Origin of the sequence: Brevundimonas sp., assembly GCF_016463485.1 — a bacterium.
Taxonomy (GTDB): Bacteria; Pseudomonadota; Alphaproteobacteria; order Caulobacterales; family Caulobacteraceae; genus Brevundimonas.
Map to the genome: position 1 here is coordinate 1 of NZ_JAEMRD010000134.1, position 9,046 is coordinate 9,046.

At 68.0% G+C, this 9,046-nt stretch carries 11 protein-coding genes and 1 pseudogene; 5 read left to right on the top strand and 7 right to left on the bottom strand.

The features are described from left to right. Positions 1 to 54: 54 nt before the first annotated feature. Positions 55 to 597, top strand: coding sequence for a phosphoribosyltransferase (locus JHC99_RS15170; protein WP_292155287.1), 543 nt, complete (start codon positions 55 to 57; stop codon positions 595 to 597). A gap of 203 nt (positions 598 to 800) precedes the next feature. Here the strand turns inward: JHC99_RS15170 and JHC99_RS15175 are convergent, their stop codons facing one another. Both JHC99_RS15175 and JHC99_RS15180 read right to left on the bottom strand, forming a co-directional pair. Next, positions 801 to 1,613 carry a crotonase/enoyl-CoA hydratase family protein gene (locus JHC99_RS15175; RefSeq protein WP_292155277.1) on the bottom strand — a complete coding sequence of 271 codons (813 nt, stop codon included), beginning with the start codon at positions 1,611 to 1,613 and terminating at the stop codon, positions 801 to 803. Between the two features lie 91 nt (positions 1,614 to 1,704). Continuing rightward, positions 1,705 to 1,860, bottom strand: a complete 156-nt coding sequence (locus JHC99_RS15180) for a hypothetical protein (RefSeq protein ID WP_271145887.1) — start codon at positions 1,858 to 1,860, stop codon at positions 1,705 to 1,707. A 165-nt stretch (positions 1,861 to 2,025) separates the two neighbouring features. Here JHC99_RS15180 and JHC99_RS15185 point away from each other — a divergent pair, with 165 nt between their 5' ends. Together JHC99_RS15185 and JHC99_RS15190 are read left to right on the top strand one after the other, a co-directional pair. Further along, entirely contained in the window at positions 2,026 to 2,244 is a 219-nt protein-coding gene (locus JHC99_RS15185; protein WP_292155279.1) for a DUF1289 domain-containing protein, read from the top strand. A gap of 117 nt (positions 2,245 to 2,361) precedes the next feature. Continuing rightward, complete coding sequence (locus JHC99_RS15190) at positions 2,362 to 2,892, top strand: TIGR02281 family clan AA aspartic protease (RefSeq protein ID WP_292155280.1); 531 nt, start codon at positions 2,362 to 2,364, stop codon at positions 2,890 to 2,892. Positions 2,893 to 3,189: 297 nt separating this feature from the next. Here JHC99_RS15190 and JHC99_RS15195 read toward each other — a convergent pair whose 3' ends face one another. From JHC99_RS15195 to JHC99_RS15215, 5 genes are all read right to left on the bottom strand, one after another. Further along, positions 3,190 to 4,020: a sulfite exporter TauE/SafE family protein gene (locus JHC99_RS15195; RefSeq protein WP_292155281.1), complete on the bottom strand. Its 831-nt coding sequence runs from the start codon at positions 4,018 to 4,020 to the stop codon at positions 3,190 to 3,192. Further along, on the bottom strand, positions 4,017 to 5,072 hold the full coding sequence (dusA, locus tag JHC99_RS15200) for a tRNA dihydrouridine(20/20a) synthase DusA (protein WP_292155282.1): 1,056 nt from the start codon (positions 5,070 to 5,072) through the stop codon (positions 4,017 to 4,019). The genes JHC99_RS15195 and dusA overlap by 4 nt, the downstream gene beginning before the upstream one ends. Positions 5,073 to 5,105: 33 nt before the next feature. Further along, entirely contained in the window at positions 5,106 to 5,588 is a 483-nt protein-coding gene (locus JHC99_RS15205; RefSeq protein ID WP_292155283.1) for an RNA pyrophosphohydrolase, read from the bottom strand. Between the two features lie 86 nt (positions 5,589 to 5,674). Beyond that, positions 5,675 to 6,517 carry a glutaminyl-peptide cyclotransferase gene (locus tag JHC99_RS15210; protein WP_292155284.1) on the bottom strand — a complete coding sequence of 281 codons (843 nt, stop codon included), beginning with the start codon at positions 6,515 to 6,517 and terminating at the stop codon, positions 5,675 to 5,677. Further along, the gene (locus JHC99_RS15215; RefSeq protein WP_292155285.1) at positions 6,517 to 7,347 is read right to left on the bottom strand and encodes a TerC family protein; all 831 of its coding nucleotides are present in this window, start codon (positions 7,345 to 7,347) and stop codon (positions 6,517 to 6,519) included. Before JHC99_RS15215 ends, JHC99_RS15210 begins: the two co-directional genes overlap by 1 nt. Positions 7,348 to 7,637: 290 nt before the next feature. On the opposite strand from JHC99_RS15215, the gene JHC99_RS15220 reads away from it, so the two are divergent. Continuing rightward, complete coding sequence (locus JHC99_RS15220; RefSeq protein WP_292155286.1) at positions 7,638 to 8,192, top strand: F0F1 ATP synthase subunit delta; 555 nt, start codon at positions 7,638 to 7,640, stop codon at positions 8,190 to 8,192. A gap of 76 nt (positions 8,193 to 8,268) precedes the next feature. Further along, positions 8,269 to 9,046 (top strand): annotated as a pseudogene (locus JHC99_RS15225) (F0F1 ATP synthase subunit alpha); the annotation flags it as partial.

Consider the following 9,046-nt stretch of genomic DNA (forward strand, 5'->3'; position numbering starts at 1 on the left):
GTCGCGTACAGGGCGGCGCTCGACAGACGCCCCCGTGAGGCGGTATCGGCGGTCATGGCTCCTTCCTCCCCCCCGACGGCCACCCCTGAAATCCTGCTGTCCGAGGCGGAGATCGCTCGCGTCGTCGCCGATCTGGCCGCCCGCATCGCCCCCGTCATCGACGACGAGACGATCGCCGCCGTCCTGCTGACCGGGGGTCTGTGGTTCGCTGCAGACCTGACCCGGGCCCTGTCGCGGATCGGCCGCAACGTCCGCTTCGACGCCCTGTGGCTGGCCTCCTATGGCGACGAGAAGACCAGCCGGGGCCGGATCGACGTCCACGCGCCCTTTCAGCGCTCGCTTGAGGGCCGCAAGGTGCTGATCCTCGACGACGTGTTCGACACCGGCCTGTCGCTCGCCGAATCCGTCCGCATCGCGAAGGAGGCGGGGGCGGCCAAGGTCCTCACCTGCGTCTTCGCCCGCAAGCCCTTCCCCCTGCCGCGCGCGCCCGAGCCCGACTTCGTCGGTTGGTCCGCCCCCGACCGGTTCCTCGTCGGCTATGGCCTGGACAATGCCGGCGCCCTGCGCGGCCTTCCCGACATCTGCGCCCTGGACTGAGGTTTCGGCCTCCCTTGACCCACCCTTCCGCTCATCCCGGCGAAAGCCGGGACCCAGTGCTTTGGGTGATGAGCATTCCCGGGCGGCTCGGACCGACATCCAAGGTGCCGTGCCTCACTTAAGGACCGGGTCCCGGCTTTCGCCGGGATGAGCGGGAAAAGGAGATGGCGTGTCATCTCAAGTACCGATGGGCCCAGCCGGCCTCAGTCGCCGGTAAACACCCCGGTCCGCTTCTCCAGCACGGCCGTCACCCCCTCGATATGGTCGTCGGTCAGATGGGCCAGGGCCTGCATGGCGGCGGAATACTCCAGCGTCTGGTCGAAGGTCATGTCCCGCCCCTGACGCAACAGCGTCTTGGCCATGCGCAGGGCGCGCGGCGGCATGGCGGCGACTTGAGCGGCCGTGGCCATCGCCTCGTCCATCAGGGCCTCGTGCGGCACCACCCGGTTGACCAGCCCCCAGGCGTCCGCCGTCTCCGCATCGATGGCGCGGGCGGTGAACAGCATCTCGGCGGCGCGGACATAGCCGATGTTGCGCGGCAGCAGCCACGACCCGCCGTCACCGGGAATGATGCCCAGCTTCAGGAAGGGCACGCCGAAACTGGCGCGGTCCGAGGCGATGCGGATGTCGGCCAGACCGGCGATGTCGCACCCCAGGCCGAACGCCGGCCCGTTCACCGCCGCGATCAACGGAACCTCCAGCCCATAGAGGGCCCGCACGATGCGGTGGACGACCCGTCGATATTGCTCACGGATCGCCGCGCCCGATCCCGCGAACATCTCGCCCCGCGCCTTCATGGCATTCAGGTCGCCCCCGGCCGAAAAGGCCCGCCCGGCCCCGGTCAGGACCACGCAGCGGACGTCGAGATCGCCGTTGATCGCCTCACAGACCGCCGCCACCTCGTCGCCGTCGGTCAGGTCGGGCAGGGCGTTCAGTCGCTCGGCGCGGTCCAGGGTCAGGACCACCACCGATCCGCCGCCGGGCTGGGTCAGCCGCTCCTGGGTGATCAGGGCCATGGTCGTCTCCGGAATTGCAAAGCCCCGGCCTTTTCGGGACCGGGGCTTCGATGTGCAAGTCGGGATGTGACGCCTTCTGGCGCCATTCGCCCTATCGGGGGCGCTTGATCTCGATCGGCACGAAGTTCGACGGATGGCTGACCACACGATCGTTCGCGCGGTTCTGTCGGTTCGAGTTCACCAGCATCCCGCCCCAGAAGGCAAAGGACGTCATGGCGTGCTGGAGATTCCTGTCTTTGTCGTTCATCGTTGATGTCTCCTTTCGTTGAACGGGAAAAGAGACACGTCGTGCTCTCAGGGGCTTTCACCCTCTCAGTCGTTTCGCGTCGCATTTTAGATCGCATACGGATGGATAAATTGCAAGAGATATGGTCCGTCTTCGGAGTGGTTTTCGCATGACTGTCGTTCTTCTGTGACTGAACCGCCACGATCATTCCCTCGGGCCATCGCCACGCCCTGCATCAAGGTCTGCGTCGTCGACGGGGCCTCCAGCCTCTGTCTGGGCTGTCTGCGGACCCTGTCCGAGATCGGCGGATGGGCCGGTTTCACCGACGCCGAACGCGCCGGGATCATGGCCCACCTGCCCGACCGCCGCGCCCGGATCGACCCGGCGAAACTGGGCCCGATTTGAGGTCGGTGAACGGCTCAGCTCGCTAACCCTGCGTCAACCACATCGGTTCACCGCATCCCAACGCGGGCCATGCAGGATGACACGGACCGCAGAAGCGGTTCTGTCGCGTGAGCCCGCATGATCCGCTTCGATTTTCAGTCCGCCGCCGTGATGGTGATGGCGACGGCCTCCTCGCTGAGCGTCGCCTTCTGGCTGACCCACACCGACGCCTCGCGCCGCGAGGCCCGGGCCGAGACCGTGCTGGCAGTGCCTGCCGCCGCCCACGCCCCGGCCGCCAAACCCGGTACGGCCCAGGTCATGCGCGCCGCCGACGGCCACTACTGGGCAGAGGCCAGGATCGACGGTCGGGCCGTTCGCGTCCTGGTCGACACCGGTGCCAGCGTCGTGGCCCTGACCCGCGAGGACGCCCTGCGTCTGGGGCTGAAGCTCACGCCCGCCGACTTCACCCGCACGGTCAACACCGCCTCCGGTCCCGCCCGCGCCGCCGCCGTCACCCTCAGCTCGGTCTCCATCGCCTCGGCCGAGGTGCATGACGTTCAGGCCCTGGTCGTCGAGGCGGGGCTGGAGCAGTCGCTGCTGGGCATGAGCTATCTGGGACGCCTTTCGGCCTTCGAGGCCACCCCCACGGCCCTCACCCTGCGCCCCTGACGGACGGCCCTGAACGGGGGCCAGGTTCGCAACTTCGCAGCCCCGATCCCTTGTTGCGCAAGGGATTGCCCAATTCTCGAGGCCTTGGACCTGGCGCCCCTCGCCGCTGTGTTAGGATGGGCGTCCGGTCTTTGACATTCCACGCCCGCCTTCCCCGTGATGGAGTCCGGACTCCTCGGACTCTTCGGACTCTTCGGACTCTTCGGACTCTTCGGACTCTGTTTTTCGAGTCCGGACAGTCCAGCGTTTCAGACCATTCAGACCTTTCGGACTCTGTTTTTCGTCGGGTCGGCGCGATCAGAGTGCCTTGATGACCACCAGGGCGGCCGTGACCAGCAGATAGACCGCGAACGCCCGCCTCAGCACCCGCTTGTCCAGTCGATGCGCCAGCCTTGCGCCATAAGGAGCGATCAGGGTGGTCAGCAGCGCCATAAGCACGGCGGCGGGTACATTGACGTATCCGACCGATAGCGGCGGCCGGCCCGGTGCTCCCCAGCCGAACACCGCGAACCCCAGGGTCGCCGCGATGCCGATGGCGATGCCGAAGCCCGAGGCCGTGGCCACCGCCTGATGGATCGGTCGCCCGCACAGGGTCAGCAGCATGCCTCCGAAAGAGCCGCCGCCGACGCCCATCATGGCCGACAACAGGCCGATCCCGGTCCCCACCCCGCGCCGACCCCAGCCGGTGGGCAGGTCCTTGGCCAGGGTGATCCGTTCGGGCAACAGCCCCATCTGGGCCGCCACGACCATCAGGCAGACGCCGTAGACGATGGCCAGCCCGCCCATGGAGGTGAAGCCCGCGATCCCCGCCCCGATCAGGGCCCCGATGCCGACCCAGGGTGTCCAGGTCTTCAGCACCGCCTCATCGACCGCCCCGTGGCTGCGATGCGCGGCCAGAGACCGCCACGACGTCGCCACGATGGTCATCAGCGACGTCCCGATGGCGACGTGCAGATTGCTCTCTCCGCCCAGCCCCAGCACGCTGAAGGCGTAGAACAGCGCCGGTACGATCACCGTCCCGCCCCCGACCCCGAAGAGGCCCGCGATCAGCCCGCCGAACAGCCCCGCCGCGACCACGGCGGCCAGCAGGGCGGCGATCTCCGACAGCGGCAGGCCCAGGATCGTCACGCGGCCTGGTCGTCCAGAGCCGGCTCACGCGGTTCGGGGCGCCGTGCCTCCGCCTCGCGCACAGCCTCGACCGCGCGATCGACGACGTCGAGCCCGGCCCCCTTGGCGATGGCCTCGACCGTCAGGATGCGCCGGAACGCCCGCGCCCCCGGTCGGCCGTGCATCAGCCCCAGCATGTGCCGGCTCATGGCGTGCAGGCCGACGCCCTCGTCCAGCCGCGCCGCCAGATAGGGCCGGTAGCGGTCGATGGCCTGATACGGATCGACGTCCGGCGTCTCCGCACCGTACAGCCGCCGGTCCACCTGACCCAGCAGGGCCGGTTCGTGATAGGCCGCGCGGCCCAGCATGACCCCGTCCAGCTGGACCCCGTCCGCATCGTCGAGGTGCGTCTCGGCGGCATCCAGCGTGGCGATCCCGCCGTTGATGGACACGCTCAGATGCGGCCGCTCCCGCTTCAGCCGCCGCACAAGGGGATAGTCCAGCGGCGGGATGTCGCGGTTCTCCTTGGGCGACAGGCCTCGCAACCAGGCCATCCGCGCATGGACGATGAAAACCTCGATGCCGATCGCCGCACAGGCGTCCACCGTGGCGAACAGGCTGGTGGCCGGGTCCTGGTCGTCCACCCCGATCCGGCATTTGACCGTCGCCGGCACCGACACCGCCCCCCGGATCGCCGCCATACAGTCGGCCACCAGCTCCGGCTCGCGCATCAGGCAGGCCCCGAACCGCCCCGACTGGACCCGGTCCGAGGGGCAGCCGACGTTCAGGTTGATCTCGTCATAGCCCATGGCCGCGCCGATCCGCGCGGCCTCGGCCAACTGGTCCGGGTCCGACCCGCCCAGCTGCAGCGCCACCGGATGCTCGACCGCATCGAACCCCAGCAGCCGCTCCCGGTCGCCATGGATCACCGCCGGCGCGGTCACCATCTCCGTATAGAGCAGGGCCTTGGTCGTCAGGGCGCGGTGAAACGCCCGGCAGTGCCGGTCGGTCCAGTCCATCATCGGGGCGACGGACAGGGTGCGTGACAGATTGCTGGACGGGGCGTCGGCCATGGTCGTCCCTATGGCGGCGCAGTGTGACCGCGTCTAGGCCGCGAACTGGCCAAAGGCCGCCACCACCTGCTCATAGGCGGCCCGCTTGAACGGCACGATCAGGTCGCAGGCCTCGGACAGGTCGCCCCAGCGCCAGGCGTCGAACTCGACCTCCTCGTGCTGGTTCAGGTCGATCTCGGCGTCCTCGCCCGTGAAGCGATAGGCGAACCACATCTGGCGCTGGCCGTCCCACGGCTTGCGGCCCTCGCGCAGATGCCGGGCCCTCAGCTCGGCGGGAAAGTCATAGACGATCTCCTCCACCGTCCGGCCCAGGGGCTCGACCGAGGTGACCCCGGTCTCCTCCCGCAGCTCGCGCAGGGCCGCCGCCTCCAGGGCCTCGCCCCTGTCGACACCGCCCTGCGGGAACTGCCAGTTGTGCGGGCCTTCGACCCCGGCCCGACGGCCGTACCAGACCTGGCCGGCCGCGTTGAACAGCACGACGCCGACGTTGGGGCGATAGAGGGTCAGGTCAGGCATCGTGCGGCTTCGTGCTGTGTGATTCGATAGGCGCCGTTAGTGGTCGATCTGGACCCTGACCGCCAGCGTCGCCGCAGAGGTGCCGGTCAGCGCGGGCCGGTCAGTCGGATCTCGAACAGCTTCGGCCAGTTCTTGCCTGTGACGAACAGGCGCCGCGTCTCCGCATCCCAGGCGATGCCGTTGAGGACGTCGTCGGCAGGGTCGGCGCGTTCCGATGCTGGCAGCAGGCCGGTAAGGTCGATCACGCCCACGATGTTTCCAGTCGCCGGGTCGATGCGGACGATGATGTCGGACTGCCAGACATTGGCGAAGACCTCGCCCTCGACCCATTCCAGCTCGTTCAGTCTGGCGATCGGCCGACCCTGCCAGGTCACGGGGACGCGGCCGGTCTCGACCAGGGTCTCGGGATCGAGGAACCGCAACGCCGCCGTGCCGTCCGACAGGATCACCCGGCTCGCATCATGGGTCAGGCCCCAGCCCTCTCCGGCATAGGCGAACTCGCCGCGCGGCTCGAGGTCGTCCAGGTCCCAGACGAAGCCCTTCCGGTTCCGCCAGGTCAGCGACAGGATCCTGTCGCCGACGACCGTCAGCCCCTCGCCGAAATAGGTCTCGTCGATCTCCCGGCGGTCCAGCACCTCGCCGGTCTCCAGCCGGACCTTGCGGAGGGTCGAGGGGAACCGGCCGGTGCTCTCGATCAGCACGCCGTCATGGAACTCAAGCCCCTGGGTGAAGGCGGCGGGGTCGTGCGGATAGATGTTCACCACCTCGTAGCCATAGACCGGCGGCCGGGCCGGTGCAGGCACTGTGGGCGACGCCGTCCCGGCCTGTGGCGGAGCCGGGGCCGTCGTCTGGGCCAGGCAGGCTCCGGCGACCAGCAGGGCCGTAAGCCCCGCGACCGCCGAAAGCCTGCGCAGGCCGAGCCCTGCCATCAGTGGGTGGGGTCCAGCGCCGCCTCGGCCTCGGCCTCCATGGCCCGCGCCTCGGCCTGGTCGGCCGCCTCGCGCGCCGAATGTGCCTTCTCCTGCTTGGTCTGGGACCTTCGGCTCAACATGTTGAGCGCCTCGACACCCGCGGAGAAGGCCATGGCGGCGTAGATGTAGCCCTTGGGCACATGGAAGCCGAAGCCGTCGGCGATCAGCACCAGGCCGATCATCAGCAGGAAGCCGAGGGCCAGCATGACCACGGTCGGGTTCTTGGCGATGAAGTTGGCCAGGGGGTCGGCGGCCAGCAGCATGACGGTGACGGCGGCCAGGACGGCGACCACCATGATCGGCAGGTGCTCGGTCATGCCGACGGCCGTCAGGATGGAGTCGATCGAGAAGACCAGGTCCAGGATGATGATCTGGAAGATCGCGGCCCCGGCGTTGGAGATGACCACATCCTTCTTGTCCAGCACGTCATGGCTCGGCGTGGGATCGACCGTGTGGTGGATCTCCTTGGTCGCCTTCCAGATCAGGAACAGGCCGCCCGCGATCAGGATCAGGTCCTTCCACGAGAACGCGTTTCCGAACACCGTGAAGACCGGCTGGATCAACCCGACCAGCCAGGCGATGATCGACAGCAGCGCCAGCCGCATCACCAGGGCCAGGCCGATGCCGATGCGGCGGACGCGGGTGCGGTGTTCCGGCGGCAGCTTGTTCGACAGGATCGAGATGAAGATCAGATTGTCGATCCCGAGCACCACCTCCATCACCACAAGGGTGACGAGCGCAGCCCAGGCCGCCGGGTCGGTAAGAAGAGGGGCGATGGAGTCGAACATGCGGGTTCCTGATCAGCTTTGCCGCCTTCTAACGCAGGACGGGCCTGTCAGGCCATAGGTGCCGCGCGTCGGATTGTCGCCGGTCCGACAGGCACCGGGTGCGACCAATGGGTTCGATCACGACTTGTTGCGACCGGCAAAAGCCCATGCTATCAGGCGCCCGGCTTCCAGGGGGCGTTTCGCACGAAACGGCCCTTGGCGTGCTTTCCTAAAGCATTTCAGGCCTTTGGCTGTCGCGGACCCTCGCGAACGGTCGCGAACACTCGAAGCTGATCCGGACGGACCCGACCTTGGCAGACGATTTCAGGACGACGGAAGTCGGCGCACGCTACGCACAGGCGCTGTTTGACCTCGCGCTCGAGACCGGGAAGCTGGACCTCGTCCGCGCCGATCTCGCCTCGCTCAAGGCTGCCTGGATCGAGAGCGCCGACCTGCGCCGTCTGGCTACCTCGCCGGTGATCGCCGCCGAAGACCAGAGCAAGGGTCTGGCCGCCATCGCCGTGAAGGCGAAGTTCCACCAGACGACCCAGAATTTCCTTGGCCTGCTGGCCCAGAACGGCCGCGCCCGCGATCTGGCCGCCGTGATCACCGGTTTCGAGGCCCTGTACGCCAAGCACACCGGCGTCGTCGCCGCCGAGGTCGTCTCGACCCAACCGCTGACCACGGCCCAGTTGACCCACATCCGCAACGCCATCCGTGAAGCGGTCGGCAAGGCCCCTGAGCTGACCGCGCGGGTCGATCCGTCGATCCTGGGCGGCCTCAAGGTCAAGGTCGGGTCGAAGCTGTTTGACGCCTCGCTGAAGACCAAGCTCGACCAGATGAAGTTCGCCCTTCGCCGGGCCTGATACACACCGCCAACCACGATTGACTGCCGGGCCTTGCGAGGTCCGCACCTGAAGACGAAAGCCAGAGAGCCAGACCATGGACATCCGCGCCGCCGAGATTTCGGCCATCCTCAAGTCGCAGATCGCAAACTTCGGCGTCGAAGCCGACGTGTCCGATGTCGGCTCCGTCCTGTCGGTCGGTGACGGCATCGCCCGCATCCACGGTCTGGACAATGTCCAGGCCGGCGAGATGATCGAATTCCCCAAGGCCGGCGTGAAGGGCATGGCCCTGAACCTGGAACGCGACAACGTCGGGGCCGTGATCTTCGGAGCCGATGCACAGATCGCCGAGGGCGACGAAGTCCGTCGTCTGGGCGAGATCGTGGACGTGCCGGTCGGCAAGGGCCTGCTGGGCCGCGTCGTCAACCCGCTTGGCGAGCCGATCGACGGCAAGGGCCCGATCCAGTTCACCGAGCGCCGCCGCGTGGACGTGAAGGCTCCGGGCATCATCCCCCGGAAATCGGTTCACGAGCCGATGCAGACAGGCCTGAAGGCCATCGACACCCTGATCCCCGTCGGCCGTGGCCAGCGCGAGCTGATCATCGGTGACCGTCAGGTCGGCAAGACCGCCGTCGCCGTCGACACCATCCTGAACCAGAAGACCACCAACGCCGCCGCGACCAGCGAGGGCGAAAAGCTTTACTGCATCTACGTCGCCATCGGCCAGAAGCGCTCAACGGTGGCCCAGATCGTCAAGACGCTCGAAGAGCGCGGCGCCCTGGACTACACCATCGTCGTCGCCGCCACGGCGTCCGAGCCCGCCCCGCTGCAGTTCCTGGCCCCGTTCTCGGGCACGGCCATGGGCGAGTTCTTCC